At 60.8% G+C, this 15,966-nt stretch carries 17 protein-coding genes and 1 tRNA gene; 8 read left to right on the top strand and 10 right to left on the bottom strand.

The window, feature by feature from the left end; genetic code table 11:
• Positions 1 to 31 precede the first annotated feature (31 nt).
• The 4 genes from C1X29_RS10720 to C1X29_RS10735 all read left to right on the top strand — a co-directional run bounded on the left by C1X29_RS10720 (position 32) and on the right by C1X29_RS10735 (position 5,977).
• A complete protein-coding gene (locus C1X29_RS10720; RefSeq protein ID WP_102686711.1) occupies positions 32 to 1,087 on the top strand; it encodes a substrate-binding domain-containing protein in 1,056 nt (351 codons plus the stop codon).
• A 9-nt stretch (positions 1,088 to 1,096) separates the two neighbouring features.
• Positions 1,097 to 1,762 (top strand): sulfite oxidase-like oxidoreductase, encoded by a 666-nt coding sequence (locus C1X29_RS10725; protein WP_102686712.1) that lies wholly within the window; start codon positions 1,097 to 1,099, stop codon positions 1,760 to 1,762.
• 387 nt (positions 1,763 to 2,149) lie between these two features.
• A complete protein-coding gene (locus C1X29_RS10730) occupies positions 2,150 to 4,537 on the top strand; it encodes a TonB-dependent siderophore receptor (RefSeq protein ID WP_102717415.1) in 2,388 nt (795 codons plus the stop codon).
• A gap of 42 nt (positions 4,538 to 4,579) precedes the next feature.
• Entirely contained in the window at positions 4,580 to 5,977 is a 1,398-nt protein-coding gene (locus tag C1X29_RS10735; protein ID WP_102717416.1) for an APC family permease, read from the top strand.
• Between the two features lie 131 nt (positions 5,978 to 6,108).
• Here C1X29_RS10735 and C1X29_RS10740 read toward each other — a convergent pair whose 3' ends face one another.
• The gene (locus C1X29_RS10740) at positions 6,109 to 6,570 is read right to left on the bottom strand and encodes a DUF3574 domain-containing protein (RefSeq protein ID WP_102717417.1); all 462 of its coding nucleotides are present in this window, start codon (positions 6,568 to 6,570) and stop codon (positions 6,109 to 6,111) included.
• 390 nt (positions 6,571 to 6,960) lie between these two features.
• On the opposite strand from C1X29_RS10740, the gene C1X29_RS29670 reads away from it, so the two are divergent.
• Entirely contained in the window at positions 6,961 to 7,470 is a 510-nt protein-coding gene (locus tag C1X29_RS29670; protein WP_007955499.1) for a hypothetical protein, read from the top strand.
• 65 nt (positions 7,471 to 7,535) lie between these two features.
• On the opposite strand, the gene C1X29_RS10750 is transcribed toward C1X29_RS29670, so the two are convergent.
• From C1X29_RS10750 to C1X29_RS10770, 6 genes are all read right to left on the bottom strand, one after another.
• The gene (locus tag C1X29_RS10750; RefSeq protein ID WP_162130482.1) at positions 7,536 to 8,126 is read right to left on the bottom strand and encodes a helix-turn-helix domain-containing protein; all 591 of its coding nucleotides are present in this window, start codon (positions 8,124 to 8,126) and stop codon (positions 7,536 to 7,538) included.
• A gap of 53 nt (positions 8,127 to 8,179) precedes the next feature.
• Positions 8,180 to 8,341 carry a hypothetical protein gene (locus C1X29_RS29410; protein ID WP_165369527.1) on the bottom strand — a complete coding sequence of 54 codons (162 nt, stop codon included), beginning with the start codon at positions 8,339 to 8,341 and terminating at the stop codon, positions 8,180 to 8,182.
• 112 nt (positions 8,342 to 8,453) lie between these two features.
• Entirely contained in the window at positions 8,454 to 9,338 is an 885-nt protein-coding gene (locus C1X29_RS10755) for a LysR family transcriptional regulator (protein WP_102717418.1), read from the bottom strand.
• Between the two features lie 104 nt (positions 9,339 to 9,442).
• The gene (locus tag C1X29_RS10760; RefSeq protein ID WP_085747481.1) at positions 9,443 to 10,630 is read right to left on the bottom strand and encodes an MFS transporter; all 1,188 of its coding nucleotides are present in this window, start codon (positions 10,628 to 10,630) and stop codon (positions 9,443 to 9,445) included.
• A 153-nt stretch (positions 10,631 to 10,783) separates the two neighbouring features.
• A complete protein-coding gene (locus C1X29_RS10765) occupies positions 10,784 to 11,815 on the bottom strand; it encodes an NAD(P)-dependent alcohol dehydrogenase (RefSeq protein WP_102717419.1) in 1,032 nt (343 codons plus the stop codon).
• A gap of 51 nt (positions 11,816 to 11,866) precedes the next feature.
• Positions 11,867 to 12,112: a hypothetical protein gene (locus tag C1X29_RS10770; RefSeq protein ID WP_085655376.1), complete on the bottom strand. Its 246-nt coding sequence runs from the start codon at positions 12,110 to 12,112 to the stop codon at positions 11,867 to 11,869.
• A gap of 163 nt (positions 12,113 to 12,275) precedes the next feature.
• On the opposite strand from C1X29_RS10770, the gene C1X29_RS10775 reads away from it, so the two are divergent.
• The 3 genes from C1X29_RS10775 to C1X29_RS10785 all read left to right on the top strand — a co-directional run bounded on the left by C1X29_RS10775 (position 12,276) and on the right by C1X29_RS10785 (position 13,896).
• A complete protein-coding gene (locus C1X29_RS10775) occupies positions 12,276 to 12,923 on the top strand; it encodes an ATPase (protein WP_085747479.1) in 648 nt (215 codons plus the stop codon).
• 85 nt (positions 12,924 to 13,008) lie between these two features.
• On the top strand, positions 13,009 to 13,350 hold the full coding sequence (locus C1X29_RS10780; protein WP_085747478.1) for a hypothetical protein: 342 nt from the start codon (positions 13,009 to 13,011) through the stop codon (positions 13,348 to 13,350).
• Between the two features lie 153 nt (positions 13,351 to 13,503).
• Positions 13,504 to 13,896 (top strand): DUF1801 domain-containing protein, encoded by a 393-nt coding sequence (locus C1X29_RS10785; protein ID WP_102686720.1) that lies wholly within the window; start codon positions 13,504 to 13,506, stop codon positions 13,894 to 13,896.
• 50 nt (positions 13,897 to 13,946) lie between these two features.
• Here C1X29_RS10785 and C1X29_RS10790 read toward each other — a convergent pair.
• The 3 genes from C1X29_RS10790 to C1X29_RS10800 form a co-directional block, all read right to left on the bottom strand.
• Positions 13,947 to 14,021, bottom strand: a tRNA-Gln gene (locus C1X29_RS10790).
• 229 nt (positions 14,022 to 14,250) lie between these two features.
• Positions 14,251 to 14,457, bottom strand: coding sequence for a hypothetical protein (locus C1X29_RS10795; RefSeq protein ID WP_102717420.1), 207 nt, complete (start codon positions 14,455 to 14,457; stop codon positions 14,251 to 14,253).
• A gap of 138 nt (positions 14,458 to 14,595) precedes the next feature.
• Positions 14,596 to 15,933, bottom strand: a complete 1,338-nt coding sequence (locus tag C1X29_RS10800; RefSeq protein ID WP_102717421.1) for a 2-hydroxycarboxylate transporter family protein — start codon at positions 15,931 to 15,933, stop codon at positions 14,596 to 14,598.
• Positions 15,934 to 15,966: the final 33 nt, after the last annotated feature.

Below are 15,966 nucleotides of genomic sequence, written 5' to 3' on the forward strand. Positions count from 1 at the left end.
GCCGTTTCATTGATGCTTCAAGGAAAGATCCATGCACGGTTCAATCAAGCAGTTCGCACGTCATTGCCTCGCCGGGGCGCTGCTCTCGGCGCTGGCCCTCAATGCGCAGGCCAAGGCCCTGCCCGGCGCACCGGCGCCGTTCGATAAAGGTCAGGTACAGATTGCGCTGGTCGGCTATCTGTTTTCCGGGGATTTCCCTGAAGCCTATCTGCGCGGCGTGGAGAAACAGACCGAAGCGCTGGGCGCCAACCTGCGGGTGTTCGACGCGCGGCAACAGGCGGCGAGCCAGGGCGAGATGATCGATCAGGCCGCCGACCTCGGCGTCGACGGCATCATCGTGCAACTGGGGCTCGCGGAAACCCTCAAAGGCCCGATTGACCGGGCGCTCGCCAAAGGCATCAAGGTCGTCGCGTTCGACGTCGATCTGAACACGCCGCAAGTAACCCAGGTCGAGCAGGATCACCACGCACTGGCGCGTCTGGCACTCGATCAAGCGGTCAAGGACAACGGCACCCGCTTCGACGCCGGGTATGTCTACATCAGCGGCTTCACGCCGATGGAGCGCCGCGACGAGATCTGGAGCCAGGTCAAGGCGAGCAATCCGGGGATCGTCGAGAAGGCGCGCTTCGGCACGCTCAATCCGCCGATTGCCAACTCGGTGGCGGATCAGGCCAGCGCCGTGTTGCGGGCCAATCCGGGGATCAGCGTGATTTTTGCGCCGTTCGACGAGTTCGCAAAAGGCGCGAAGATCGCGGTGGACGAGGCCGGTCTGAGCCGCAAGGTGAAGATCTACAGCGCCGACATTTCCACTGCCGACATCCAGATCATGAAAGAACCGGACAGCGCCTGGGCCGCCACCGCTGCGGTCAATCCGCAAGTGGCCGGGGCGATCAGCGTGCGCAGTCTGGCGATGCTGATTGCCGGGGAAAATCCGGGGCACAAGGTGCTGGTGCCGCCGACTCTCATTACCCGTCAGCAACTGCTGGATCTGGACGTGAAAAACGTACGGGATCTGGGGCAGAAACTGCCGGCCTTCGGTGACACCGCCAATGTCGCGCGGGCACCGTGGATTCCCGTGGCGAACTGAGGAACCGACATGCACGACAAGGCTGCGCGCCTGCGCAAGAGCCGTTCGCCGAAAGCCGATGTGGCGCTGGGCGAACGGCTGCCACCGGGGCAGGTGCTGACGGAGCGCTTCCCGATCCTGCACGAGGGCGAGGTGCCGGCGTATGACCTGGCGACGTGGTCGCTGCGCCTGTTCGGCACCTTGGCCAAGCCGGTCGAGCTGACCTACGCCGATCTGCAAGCGCTGCCGCAACGCTCGTTGCAATGCGACATTCATTGCGTGACACGCTGGTCGAAATTCGACACCCGCTGGAGCGGCGTGCACCTGCAAGATCTGTTGCAGGCCCTGGACATCCGGCCGACGTCGTCCTTCGTCATGGCCCACGCCGATCACGATTACCAGACCAACCTGCATCTCGATGACTTGCTGCACCCGGACAGCCTGCTGGCCACCCATTACGACGGTCAGCCGCTGACCGCGCAGCATGGCTGGCCGCTGCGGCTGGTGGTGGCGGGGCGGTACTTCTGGAAGAGCGCGAAATGGCTGCGCGGGCTCGAATTCACCGATCAGGAACAACCGGGCTTCTGGGAGCGCAACGGCTTTCATTTGCACGCCGATCCGTTCATTGAGCAGCGCTTCAGCGGCGATGCGCTGGACATTGCCGAAGATGCCTGGCGGGAAAAGGACTTCGACTGACGGCATCTAACTTCGCACCGAAAAAACACTGATTAATAACGCTCTCTACAACAACGTGGATTGCGTTTTTGTGCGTGATTAGTTGTTGGTTAGTTGGGTGTTCATGTTGTTTCGCAAACACAAGTGTTGCTCAGGCAACACTCCGTTCGTCGGGCATAACCTAAGCGTTATTGGTTCTTTTGCGGCGTGCGACCGCTCGTCTAGGATCGGTAAACAGGGGGTTCTACTAACTTTGGGGTTCTTGCGCTCTAACAGCCGATAGTTGCTCAGCACACTTGGCTGCCTTTCTGAATATCAAAACTACAGCAGAAATTGCCGTGCACTGATTGCCGACACTTCATGATTCGGCAGCGGCCGGTTATTAACTGCGATTCAAGGAGCTGTCGCATGATTTACCGTTCGCGTTCATTACTCGCCATCGCTGTTGTCAGTGCAATCTGGCAACTTCCTGCGCAAGCCGAAGAGACTTCCGCGCGCGTCGACGATGACACACGGCTGGGTACCGTGCTGGTCACCGGCACTCGCGGCACCGCTCGCACGGTGCTGGATTCGCCGGTGCCGGTGGATGTGCTGACCGCCGAGGACCTGAAGACCGCCGGCGCCAGTGGCGGCGAGCTGGGCCAGGCGTTGCAGACGCTGTTGCCGTCGTTCAGTTTTCCGCGCCAGTCCAACTCCGGTGGCGCCGACCACGTGCGCGCCGCGCAGCTTCGCGGCATGAGCCCGGATCAGGTGCTGGTGCTGGTCAACGGCAAGCGCCGGCACACCTCGGCGGTGGTCAACGACTCGTCGAAAATCGGTCGCGGCACGGCGCCGGTGGACTTCAACTCGATCCCGATCAGCGCGATCAAACGCATCGAAGTGCTGCGTGACGGCGCGGGCGCGCAGTACGGCTCGGACGCGATTGCCGGGGTGATCAACATCATCCTCGACGACGCCCCTGAAGGCGGCGAAGTGTCCACCAGCTACGGCGCCTACCACACCCACCAGGACGCCATCGGCAAAACCACCACCGACGGCCAGAACAGCGTGACCACCGCCAAGATCGGTACGCGGCTGGGCGAGGAGGGCGGGTTCATTCGCGGCGGCACCGAGTACAAGGATCGCAACCCGACCAACCGCGCCGGCTACGACGGTTTCGCCGACACCCCGGGCCAGCGCAACTATGTGATGGGCGACGGTGTGGCGCGGGACGTCAACGCCTGGTTCAACGGCGAATTGCCGCTGGCCGGCGGCAAGGCCTACAGCTTCGGCACCTACAACGAACGCCACACCACGGGCGCCGAGTTCTATCGCTACCCGTCCGAGCAGCCGCAGTTCTACCCTAACGGCTACTTGCCGCAATCGCTGGGCGACAACACCGACATCTCCGCCACCGCCGGTTACAAAGGCCTGATCGGCGACGACTGGGATTTCGACAGCAGCGTCACCCACGGTCGCAACCGCTTCGAATCGGCGACCCGTCGCACCCTCAACGTCAGCCTCGGCGCGGACTCGCCGACCCGCTTCGACACTGGCGACTATGAGTTGCGCCAGACCACCACCAACCTGGATTTCAGCCGCGAATTGCGCCTCGGTGGGCGCTCGTTCGTGCTGGCGGTGGGCGGTGAATATCGCTACGAAAACTACCTGACGTTTGCCGGAGACGAAGCCTCTTACATCGGTTCCGGGGCCGATGGCGCCAACGGTCTGCGCCCGAGTGAAGAGTCGGACCTGGATCGCAACGTGTTCGGCACCTACGCCGAATTGTCCGGTGATCTCACCGACCGTTTCTTAGTCGATGCCGCCACGCGCTGGGAACATTACGACGACGCCGGCAGCAAACTCACCGGCAAGCTCAGCGGTCGCTACAAGCTGACCGATCAATGGGCGTTGCGCGGTGCGGTGTCGAACAACTTCCGCGCGCCGTCGCTGGCCCAGAGCGGTTTCCAGAACACCACCAGCAACTTCGGCGACGGCGGCACGCTCACCGATATCCGCGTGCTGTCGGTCAACGATCCGATTGCCCGTGCCCTGGGCGCAGAAAAACTCGATCCGGAAACCTCGAAGAACTTCAGCCTCGGCCTGACGTTCCAGTTGAACGAACGCTTCGATGCGTCGCTCGACGTGTTCCGCATCGACGTCAAAGACCGCATCACCCTGTCGCAGCGAATCGGCAGCGACGCGCTGGAAAGCTACATCAACGACAACTTCGGCGTGGCGGACGTGCACGATGTCAACTTCTTCACCAACGCCGCCGACACCAGCACCGACGGCGCCGAACTGGTGCTCAACTACCATCAGCCGTTCTACGACGGGCAACTGGGGCTGACCACCGCGTACACCTACAACCACACCAAGGTCACCAGCACCAAGGGCACGCCGTCGCAGCTGACCGCCTTAGGGATAGGCAATGACGCGCTGGTCGGCGTCGAGGAACGCAACACCCTGACCGACGCCGCGCCCAAGGATCGTTTCGTGTTTTCCGCCAACTGGACCAGCGAACACTGGGGCCTGCTCGGGCGTCTGACCCGTCAGGGCGAGACCACCCGCGTGTTCGATTTCGGCGACTCGCAGCCTGAGCAAACCTACGGCGCGGTGTGGCAACTGGACGCCGAGGTGACCTACAAATTCACCCCGAAATTCAGCATCGCCCTGGGTGGCAACAACCTGACCGACAACTACCCGGAACGCTCCGGCTCGGCCATCAACTACGGCGGCAACCTGCCGTACGACGTGCTGTCGCCGATCGGCACCAACGGCGCTTATTACTACGCCACCGCCACCTACGGCTTCTGAGTCTTTTCCGCCATGGATGGCGGATCATCAGCGGGAACCTTCATGACTCAAACCAATGGCCCCAAGCGGCACCTGCCGGTGTTCCAGGCATTGCTGATCACGCTGGGCATGGTCATCACCACCGACATTCTCAAAACCGCGCCGACCGTTGCCTTGAACGTCGGGCCGGAACATTTCTATTGGGTCTGGGTGCTCGGCGGACTGGCGTCCATGGCCGGGGCCTTGTGCTTTGCCGAGATGGCCACCGCGTTCCCGCATCCGGGCGGTGACTATCATTTCCTGCGCACCGCTTATGGCGAGCGCATGGGGTTCCTGTTTGCCTGGTCGCGATTCTCGGTGATGCACACCGGGTGGATCGCGTTGTCGGCGTTCATGTTTGCCGACTACTTCAACGCAGTCGTGCCGTTGGGGCATTACGGGTCGGGGCTGTTTGCCGGTGCGATCATCGCTGCGTTGGTGCTGTTGAATCTGACGGACAAGCACATTGGTTTCATGACTCAGACGGTGCTGGTCGGGCTGCTTGCTCTCGGGTTCCTGAGCATTGCCAGCGCCGGGGTCTGGCTGGCGTGGCAAGGGATCGAACCAACGCTGCCCAGCGATCCGGTGGTGCCTGAGCACACTGGCGCGGCAGGGTTTTCTGCGGCGATGATCTTCGTGTTTCTGGCCTTCGGCGGCTGGAGCGATGCGGCGACGTTATCGGCGGAAGTGCGCGACGGTCGACGTGGCATCTTCATCGCCATGCTCGGTGCGCTGACGGTGTTGATGGCGATCTATCTGGCGCTGAACTGGGCGTTCGTCCAAGGGCTGGGATTCGAAGGCCTGGCGGCGAGCAACGCGCCGGCGGTGGAATTGTTGAACCGCGCCTTCGGTGCCCCGGGCGTGCTGCTGATCCTGCTGATGGTTGGCATCGCGGCCATCGCCACTATCAACTCAACCTTGCTGGTCGGCGCCCGCACCACCTACGCCGCCGCCCGCGATGTGCCGCAACTGCGACGATTTGGCGAATGGGACGAGCGTGACGGTGTACCGCGCAAGGCGTTGCTGGCGGAGGGGGCGGTGGCGTTGGTGTTGGTGGTGTTTGGCAGTTTTACCCAGAGCGGTTTCAGCACCATGGTCGAGTATCTGACGTCGGTGTACTGGTTGTTTTTGAGTTTGAGCAGTCTCGCGTTGATCATTCTGCGCAGGCGCTTTCCTGAGGTGCCCCGGCCGGTGAGGGTGCCGCTTTATCCGGTTTTGCCGCTGGTGTTTTTTGGGTTGTGCGTTTACATGCTGTATTCCAGCGTGACGGTGGTTGGTTTCGGCGCTTTTCTGGGGATTGGGGTGTTGCTGGTGGGGGCTCTGCTTTTGGCAGTGGTAGGGCGACTGACGCCAGGCCCTCACCCCAGCCCTCCCGAAACGTCGGACCGCCCGGAGGGAGAGGGGGCCGACCGGGTTGTCTGACGCTATCCATCGACCTGAAACACTGAGTCGATTATGGATTCAGAAGGGCAGGTTCAGGTCGGCGTAGTTCTGAAGCATCCCACGGTCAGTTCCCTCTCCCTCCGGGAGAGGGCTAGGGTGAGGGCAGGCGATCAGAAGGACACCGCGGCGGGCTGCGACAACCGCAACACCGATAAATCCCCCGTAATCCGCTTGTACGCCAAACGAATCGCCTCGATGTCACTCTCACGTTTCGCGCTGCTTTCGTGCAGGATCACAATCACCTTGGTCGCCAGCCGCTCGGGCACTTTCGCGTCGTGGTCCTTCCACTGCCCATACGCATCCAACACACTGAACCCGTCCGGGAACCGCGTCGTCACTTCCTGATCGAGAAACTCGCGCCAGCGCGCAGGGCTCACCACACCTTCCTGGCCTTCCAGCGGCCCCACCGAGAAGTACAACTCGGTGCGCACCCATTGCGCCTGCGCGGGTCGTGTGGCATCGCCTTGCAGGGTCGAACTGGCGGGATCCTTGGTATGCACGGAAACCGGAGGAGAGCTGGCACATCCGGTGACTGCCAGGAACAGTGCTGCCAGTAGTAAACGTTGCGGCATGGAACTTCCTTATTGTTAAGAACTGTCCCGAATTATAGAGGGGAGGGTTAATAGCAATAAAAGATTAAAAAGTGGATCGTTGCTGAACTAATGGAATAAGCAAACACAGTGAAAATAATGCCCGCTGGTTAGAACGATTATTTCTTTAAGTTATTTACTTGGTGTTGGATCGCATATCCATGACATTTAAAAACCTGCTCCCGCATTTGCCGGATCTGTCATGGCGTCTACTCTGCTGCTGCAACGGTTCAAGTCGCATGGAACGCGGCACTTGAAGCGTTTGAACAGCAGTTTTTGCTGCTCGATGGACAGCTTGTTGCGTATTTCCCAATCCTTAGAATCCGCTCCATCAACTTCTCATCCAGTTCTTAATCCTCAGGGAGCTACACCATGATGAACGCCATGCAGATGCAAATGCCGATGAACGCCAACATGCCGATGATGCCGATGACGGGCATGCCGATGATGATGGCGACCATGAGCTGCGACATGATGGACGACGGCATGATGTGCAAGATGATGCCGGCCGCTGGCATGGACATGGCCATGTTCAAGAACAGCGCTGAAATGATGCAGATGATGATGGACTGCGGCATGCCGATGATGATGCATTGCGGCAACATGAGCATGATGTGCATGTCTCCGGCGGCCATGGCCATGCCGATGATGAACATGATGATGCCAATGCCGATGATGGGCATGCCGATGCCATCGATGAAGTGCGTGATGGAATGCACCATGATGGCCGACTGCATGATGTGCAAAATCATGCCGATGCCGGGCATGAACATGGACATGATGAAGAACTGCTGCGCCCTGATGATGAAAATGATGAACGACTGCAGCATGCCGATGATGATGAGCTGCAACGGCATGCCGATGATGTGCTGCACCTGCTGATTTGCGGCAACGCATGAAAAAGCCCGACCGGGAAATTCCCGGTCGGGCTTTTTGTTGTCTGTCAGTCAGTCCAGGCGTTCGGGGTAGGTCACCACCAGGTACGCCACGGCTTCGCTGTCGGCGGGGTTGCGGTATCGATGGGGCTGGTCGGCGTAAAACAGAATCGAGTCGCCCGTCGACAGCAGATAGCGCTCGTCGTTGACGCTGATCTCCAGCACGCCCTGAGCCACCACCAGGTTTTCCTGCACGCCCGGGCCATGACCCTCGGATTGATCTTCGCCCAGCGGGCTCAGGCGCAGTTCGTAGAATTCCGACTGGCGCGCCACATCAAAGGGAAACAGCGCGCGGCTGACAAAGGCACCGCTGGCGCTGACCAGCCGCTTGCTCTGGCTCGCCGACAACACGGCCACGCCTTCAAACGCGCGATGTTCGAGAAACGCCGCCACCGACACCTTCAAACCCTTGGCGATTTTGCACAGCACCTTGATCGACGGCACGCTGCGCCCGGATTCGATCTGCGCCAGCATCGCCCGGCTCACGCCACACTGGCGGGCGAGGGCATCGAGCGACAGATGCCGCTTGCCGCGCAGACGTTGCAGGTTCTGCGCGACACGTTCACAGATCGGGTCTTCTTCCAGGGAATCGAGGTTGTTCAGGTCCACCACAGGTTCATCGGCGCTCGCCAGAAAGCGCGAGGGTTCACGCGCGTTCACGCTTGACGCGTCTCGCCGGAACGAGCGGCCTGCACCCACTGCCAAGCCTGATAACCGGCATTGCGCGCATACATTTCCCACATCAGCCGGGCCTGTTGCTGGGCGTGACGGCGTTTGCGGTAGACGGCGAAGTCGATCAGGTTGTCAGTCGGTTTCATGGCGCACTTCACTGTGTTCAATGACGGGATGAGGTGAGAGTACGCCGAGATTTTTATAACGATAAATACTGATTGTTTATTTATTAATTCTTTCTGGTTATTTGCTGGTTTGTCACATCGGGGAGAATGCATTCAACAGAAAGTCCCGCACATACACCCGGCTCGGACTCTGCAACGCGCTCTTGCGCCACACCAGGTACAGCACGTTGACCGGCGCTTCAGCCGATACGGTCGGGGAAATCAGGCGGCCATCGGCAATCGCATCGGCACATTGATAATCCGGCAGGACCGTCCAGCCGTGGCCACCGATGGCGAGGTCTTTGATGATCCGCAGATCCGGAATGGTCAGCGACGCTTGCAGTTGCGGGGCGATCTGGAACATCGACGACCACAGCGGGCGCACCAGGGCGAGGTCTTCGTCGAAGGCAATCAACGGCACCTGGGTCAGTTGCTCCTGAGTCGGGTGTTGGCCCAAGCGATCCAGCAGGCTCGGCGCGTAGACCAGCAGCATGCGTTCGGTCAGCAGATGGGCGAACCCATGGGGCTGTTCGTCGGGCAGGGAAGCGGTGATTGCGAAATCGATCTGTTTTGATTCGAGCATTTCGTAGATGCGCTTTTTCGTGCCGGTGTGAAAACGCAGCAGGAATCCTTCATCCATCAACGGTGCGAGGCGGGCGGCGACTTGCGAGTGAATGAAATCCGAAGGGCCGACCAGATGAATCGTGCCGCCCTTGAGCAGGCCGGGGCGCAGCGAGGCGATCTTGTTTTCCAGACCGTCCAGGTAAGGCGCGACCGAGCGGGCCAGCTCATCGGCGGCTTCGGTCGGCTCGACACCTCGTGGCAGTCGATGGAACAGCGGTTTGCCCACCAGCGCTTCCACAGCCTGGACGTGCATCGAAGCCGCCGGCTGGGTGATGCCCAGATGCTCGGCAGCTTTGGAAAACGACCTGGCGCGGTAGGCTTCGAGGAAGGTTCGCAGGTGCGTGAGATGGCTCATGGGTTGGCGATGTCCGGGGGCTGAATCTGGTTTTTACCATGGCGGGCGGCAGGCGTGCTCGCCTCGGGAAAACGCCGTTGCAGCGTTTCCCGAAGCAAGGTTCGTCAGGCGTTGTCAGCCGGACGATAACGCGGCGCGGAGCTCGCGGACATCTGCCCGAGAATCAGCAGCAGGCCCAGTGCCGAAACCACGGCGCCGGTGAGGCCGACATAGCTCAGGCCTATCTGGCTGATTGTCACGCCACCGGCCACCGAACCGAGGGCAATGCCGGAGTTGAACCCGGCAATGTTCAGGCCGGCAGCGACGCCGTGGGCGTGAGGCGCATGCTGTTCGGCAATCCCGATCAGTCTCGCCTGCAAGGCCGGTACGGCCGCGAAGCTGAACATTCCGAGCAACGCCACCAGCACACCCATCAACACCGACGATCCGGAAAACGCCCACATGCCCGCGGTGACCAGCGCAATGCCGGCAATCAGCGTGGCGCTCGCGCGGTCGACGCCCCAGGCGTCGGTGAGTTTGCCGCCGAGCACGTTGCCGATCGCAGCCATCACGCCGTACAGCAACATGAACACGCCGACGGTGGCGGCGGTGGTGCCGGTGACATCCGTCAGCACCGGAGCGATGTAGGTGTAGGCCACAAACGAGCCGGCGTAACCGAGCACCGTGACCAGCGCACCGGCCAGCAGCTTGCGATTGAACAATGCCTTGAGACTGTCGAGGGCCGAACCGCTGTCGGCGGCGGTCGGCAGTGGATCGCGCATGCCGAACAGCAAGCCGAAGAAGCCGATCGCACCGAACAGCGCAATGGCGGCCAACACCAGACGCCACGACATCACGCCGCCCAGATAGGTGCTGATCGGCACGCCGATGGCCATGGCCAGCGTAAAACCACCAAACACCACGGCGACCGCGCTGCCTGCTCGGCCGGGACCCGCCAGGCGCGCGGCGGTGCTCGACGCCACGGCGAGGAACAAACCGTGGCCCATACCGGCGATAAAACGGGCGATCAGCATCAGCGTCAGGGTGCTGGAAAACGCCGCCGCCAGACTGCCGGCGCTGAACACCAATGCGGTGGCGAGCATTACGTTCTTGCGTGACCAACTGGCGGTCAGTGCGCTGAAGATCGGTGCGGCAACGGTAGCGCCCAAGGCATAGGCAGTGATGGTCGCGCCGGTGGCCTCGACGTTAACGCCGAGACTTTGCGCCATGACCTCGGTCAGGCCGATCGGCACGAATTCAGCGAGCCCGAGGGCGAAGGCGCTGAGGGTGAAGATGTAAATGACAAATGGCATGGGAGCCTCTCGCAAGTGGACGATGGCGAGAGGCTAGGGATTGCGTATCTATAAATGAAATTCTGTTTTTGGCGTGCAGGTATAAAAATATTGATGGGTCTTCAGCAAGCGCAAAAAAAGGCGCGTGAGTTTTTGACTCACGCGCCTTTGGGTTCATTTGCTGGCGTTCAACACAATCCGGTACCGCGCCTTGCCGCTGCGCAGATGATCAACCGCTTCATTGACCTTGCTCATCGGAAATTCCTCGACCTGCGGCAGGATCTGATGCCGCGCGCAGAACTCCAGCATGGTCGCCGCCGTGGCAGGCGAGCCGACCGGGGAGGCTGACAGGGATTTCTGTTGCGGGATCAGGTTGAACACGTGCACCGGAATCGCGTCGGGCACGATGCCGACGAAGTGCAGCCGGCCCTTGCCGCGCAGGGTGGCGAGCATGGCCGTCCAGTCGAGGTTGGCGTTGGCGGTGATCAGCAGAAAGTCCAGGGTGCCGGCAATCGCTTTCAGCGCTTCGCTGTCGGTGGATGCGACGACTTTGTGGGCGCCCAGGCGTTTGGCTTCGTCCTGTTTGTTCAGGGAAGAGGTGAACGCGGTAACGTCGCAACCCCAGGCATTGAGAAAGCGCAGCGCCAGGTGACCGAGCCCGCCGATGCCCACCACGCCGACCCGGTCGGTCGGCTTGATGTCGAATTCCACCAGCGGATTGAAGACCGTGGAGCCGGCGCAGAACAACGGGCCGGCGAGGGCCGGGTCGAGGTTGTCCGGGAGCTTCAGCGCCCAGGCCCAATGGGTGCGCAGCCGATCGGCGAATCCGCCATGGCTGCCGATGATCGTCGGTCTGGCGGTGGCGCAAAGGTGATGGGAACCGCCGATGCAGGACGAGCAATGCATGCAACTGCCCTTGTACCAGCCGATCCCCACGCGCTGACCGACTTCCAGGCCACGCACCTGCGGGCCTGTGCGCACGATGCGGCCGACCACTTCATGGCCGGGAATGAACGGGTATTGGCTGATGCCCCAGTCGTTGTCGATCAGCGACTGGTCGGAGTGACAGACGCCGCAGTATTCCACGGCGACTTCGACTTCCTCATCCCCCAGCGGGCCGGGGTCGTAACTGAAGCGCTCCAGCGGCGCGCCGGCCGAGGTGGCGGCCCAGCCGGTGAATGTCGTGGGTTCGGTGTTATTGCTCATGGGACACCTCCAGGTCTGGCGCTGCGGGCGCAGCCTGAAGAGTCTAGCGTGTCATCGAGCGGGCGCTAGCCAGGTGTTAAGCACGCGCCGGTCGAGTTCTTCCCAATCCGCCATGCCCAGCACTCGGGTGGTATTGAGGCCGCGCAGATAACCGCGCAACTGATTGGCCACGGCCCGCACCGACTCTGAATCGTTCGCTGACTGGCCCAGCACGGTTTCGTATTCGACCAGGTATTCGGCCACCCGGTCGCGGAATTCGGGCAGGACGGCATCGCGGATCAGATCAAAGGTTCGCACGGGTAATCCTCATCTGTTTTCGTTGTGATTGAGTGTGCAGCAGTCTGCACGCCGCGCAACTATTGGTTCAAGTAATAGTGACCATCAAGAAACGCAAGTTCTGCTTTGGCGCCGATCGGCGGAAAATCGCCTCCATCGAACACGCCGCTGAAGGAATTGCGCGATGAAGACTTTGACCCGACTGGCTGTAGTCGCCCTGCTGATGGGCGGGGTGGCCGCCACCGTAGCCCCGGCTTACGCAGACGACGCCAAATCGTGCCATTTTCTGCCCGTCGCCGGCAGCAGCGCCGCGCTGCAGCACTCGCAAACCGTCGGTGTGCTGTACAGCGAAAACACCCTGGACAACCTGCAATACCTCGAGCGTTACCACGATGTGGCGGTGAACGGTGCCAAGGATGCGCTCGATGCGCGGATCCGTGACGCCTTCGTCGACAGCTCCGATCCGGAACTGGCCATCGACTGGCTGATGAGTTCGCTGCAACAACAGTTTCTCTCGGTGACCGTCTACGACAGCCTCGATGCGCTGGTGCAGGCTCATCCGGACGTGGTGGTGATGCTCGACACTCACAACCGTCTGCTGACCCAACGCAACAGTCAGGTCGAAGCGCGGTTCGCCGCACGCTTCTACGACGCCAACCTGCAATACATCGGCAAGGCCGAAGGCGCGGTGGAGAAGCAACTGCCGTCAGTGTGGGTACACAACAAGGCAGCGCCCGAAATCGCTGCCGGGATCGAACAGCAGCGCGACCTGCAACTGAGTGCCTTGAAGCAGTTCGATGACTCGCTCAAAGCCTTGGTAAGTGCAGGCTGAACACCTAAAGCAAAACGGCAACGGCAGTGCCCGTGACACTGAACGTTGCCGAAGAACCGAACTTTTTATTTTCAGGATTTTATCCATGCGTGCCTTTTTTATCCCTGCCATGGCTTCTGCCAGTTTGTTGCTGACCGCCTGCGCTTCTGCGCCAAACGACCCGACGCTGACCCTGCAGACGCACAAGACGCCCGCCCAGTACGCCGAATGCGTGGTGCCGAAACTGCAGGGCAGCGCGCTGAACCCGACGGTTTCGCAGACCCAGCGCAGCTACCGGATCGTGGTGCCGAGCAAGGTGGCGGCGGACAACGTCCTGGAAGCCTACAAGGCACAGGACGGCGGCAAGGTGTTTTTATATGAGCGCCACTTGCTGGCGTCGAGTTTCCTGCCGTCGAGTTTTGAACGGGCTGCCCAGGAGTGCCTGTAACGCCTGACGGTTAACGCTTTTGACGATGCTCCTTTGGTTGGCCGCAACCAACCAATTCTTTGCCCCGCACCTTGCGGGGCTTTTTTTTGCCCGGCGTTTGGCGCAGTCGGCGCTACGCTGGATAGCGGAAAAGGTTTTCGGGAGAACAAGGATATGAAGAAGGACAGCAGCGGCGCGGCGACTGAGAATCCCTCTGCGCTGATCGATGCAAGAATCAAGGAACTGAATGACTGGCGTGGCCAGAAGCTGGCCGAGATCCGCGCGATCATTCATGAGGCTGACCCGGAGGTCGTCGAGGAGTGGAAGTGGCGCGGCGTTCCGGTCTGGTCACACAACGGCATCATCTGCACCGGGGAAACCTACAAGGCCGTGGTGAAAATGACTTTTGCCAAAGGCGCGGCGATGGAGGATCCGTCAGGACTGTTCAATGCCAGTCTGGAAGGCAATACCCGGCGGGCGATTGATGTTCACGAAGACGACAAGATCGATGCCAAGGCTCTGAAAGCGCTGGTGCGTTCGGCGATTACGTTGAATTCAAAGAAGTGATTTGCCGTTGAGGCGGAGGTGACGCGGAGGAGGGTTAAACGAGGAAAAAATGGCAGGGGCGGCTGGATTCGAACCAACGCATGGCAGGATCAAAACCTGCTGCCTTACCGCTTGGCGACGCCCCTGTAGCTATTGGTTTCAGTCCCGGGAGGACCTCTGCAACAGTGGGCGGCACTTTACCAGCGCTCTTGCGATCTGTGAACCCCTGAAGCCAATAAATTTCAGGCAAAACAGCTACTTATTTCCCGGACGGTATCGCCGGTCAGGTTTTTCGGGCTTTTCAGCGATCGTCATGAAAACCGGCGCGACCGATGTAGCCCGAAAACCTGGCAAAGACCTGCCTCGACGAACCGATCAATTACCGTCCGCAACCTTGCGTTCGATTTCGTCGACCTTGCGTTGCAACTCCTCAGCGTCCTGCTCCTTGGTGCGGGTCGACGAGGGCGTGATGACCTCATCCACGCCGCGCGTGTCGTCGTCCGGGTCTTCAAGATCGCGTTTCACCACATCGACCGGTTTGCCGGACGTATCGGTAGGTGGGGCTTTACTGTCGTTGTTCATGGCGCTGACCTCCGTTGGCTTAAACGTTGGATGCAGCGCTTTGGCGCGAGTTCTAGTTTTTTAGCGGCAACCGTGCGGAAAACTGCGGAGCCGGGTTGATGAACCGCCGGAAGCTCACCGGCAACAAGCCGATTTTGTTCAGGCAACGAACCCCAGCAACAGCGTCGTTAGGATCACCGTCGAAGCGCCGCCGATACGGGTAGAGATCTGGGCAAAGGGCATCAGTGACATCCGGTTCGACGCCGACAGGATCGCGACGTCGCCGGTGCCGCCCAGACCGCTGTGGCAGCAAGTCACGATGGCCGATTCGATGGGGTACATCTTCATCAGGTTGCCGATGAAAAAACCGGCGACGGTCATCGACACCACCACGCTGAGGCACACCAGCACATAGCCGATCGAAAACACTTTCACCACGCTGTCGAGCGGCACATACAACATTCCAAGGCCAATCATCACCGGCCAGATGAAGGCGGCGGAAACCAGTTTGTAGAAAGACTGCGCGCCTTTTTCCAGTTTCTCCGGCAGCACGCGCACGTATTTGAACAGCACCGCCGCGAGGATCATCATCACCGGACCCGGAATCCCGACGACCTTTTCCAGCAGGCCGCCGAGGACGAAGAACGCACAAATGACCAGCACGCCAGCGCCCATGAGTCGCAGGTCGATGGCGGTGGCGGACTCATCCTTGACCTTGAATTTATCGTTTTCGGCTTTCGCCCGGATCAGCGCCCCTTCACCGTTGATGGCCGGGCGTTCCAGCGCCAGCCGTGCCAGGTAACCCGCGCAGATGATCGCTGCAATGTTGCCGACAACGGCCGCCGGGACCAGTTGCGCGACGTAGATGTCCGGCGTGCCGCCGAGGATCGCCGAGTAGGCCAGCGACAGCGGCAGTATTCCTTCGCCGATGCCGCCGCCGATGATCGGCACGATGATGAAAAAGAACGTGTGGTAGACGCTGTAGCCGGCAAGCTTGCCGACGATCAGCCCGCTCGCGACGGCGGCCAGGGTGCCGGCCAGCAAGGGGATGAACATGCGGATCATGCCCTGGACCAGAATGAACCGGCTCATGCCCAGGATGCTGCCGACTACCAGGCTGGCGATCACGAAGTACAGGAAGTTGGCCTCCTTCATCAGCATTTTGGTCGCGTCGATCGTCGGCGCGCCGAAGAAGCCGTAGAACACCAGCACCGACGGCAGCATCAGGCACAGGATGGCGCCGCCACCGATTTCCCGCAGGATCGGCAGACGCGAGCCCATCTGGCCGAAGAACACGCCCATGGTCATGATCACGGCCAGTCCGCCGATCATGTTCTTCGGCAGAAAACCGAGGTGGGCCGACAGAAACACGATCACGGCGATGCCGAGGAAGATCGGCAGCGGAATCACGCCGATCTCGTAGGTACGCAGGCGCTGGATGAAGCCGCCGGCGTGTGGGCCGTCGACGTTCAGGGATTGCTCAAGGGAGTCGCTCATGACGCATGTCCTCATGTTTGTTTTTATCGAGGA

The sequence above is a fragment of the Pseudomonas sp. GW456-12-10-14-LB2 genome (genome assembly GCF_002884345.1).
Lineage (GTDB): Bacteria > Pseudomonadota > Gammaproteobacteria > Pseudomonadales > Pseudomonadaceae > Aquipseudomonas > Aquipseudomonas paraglycinae.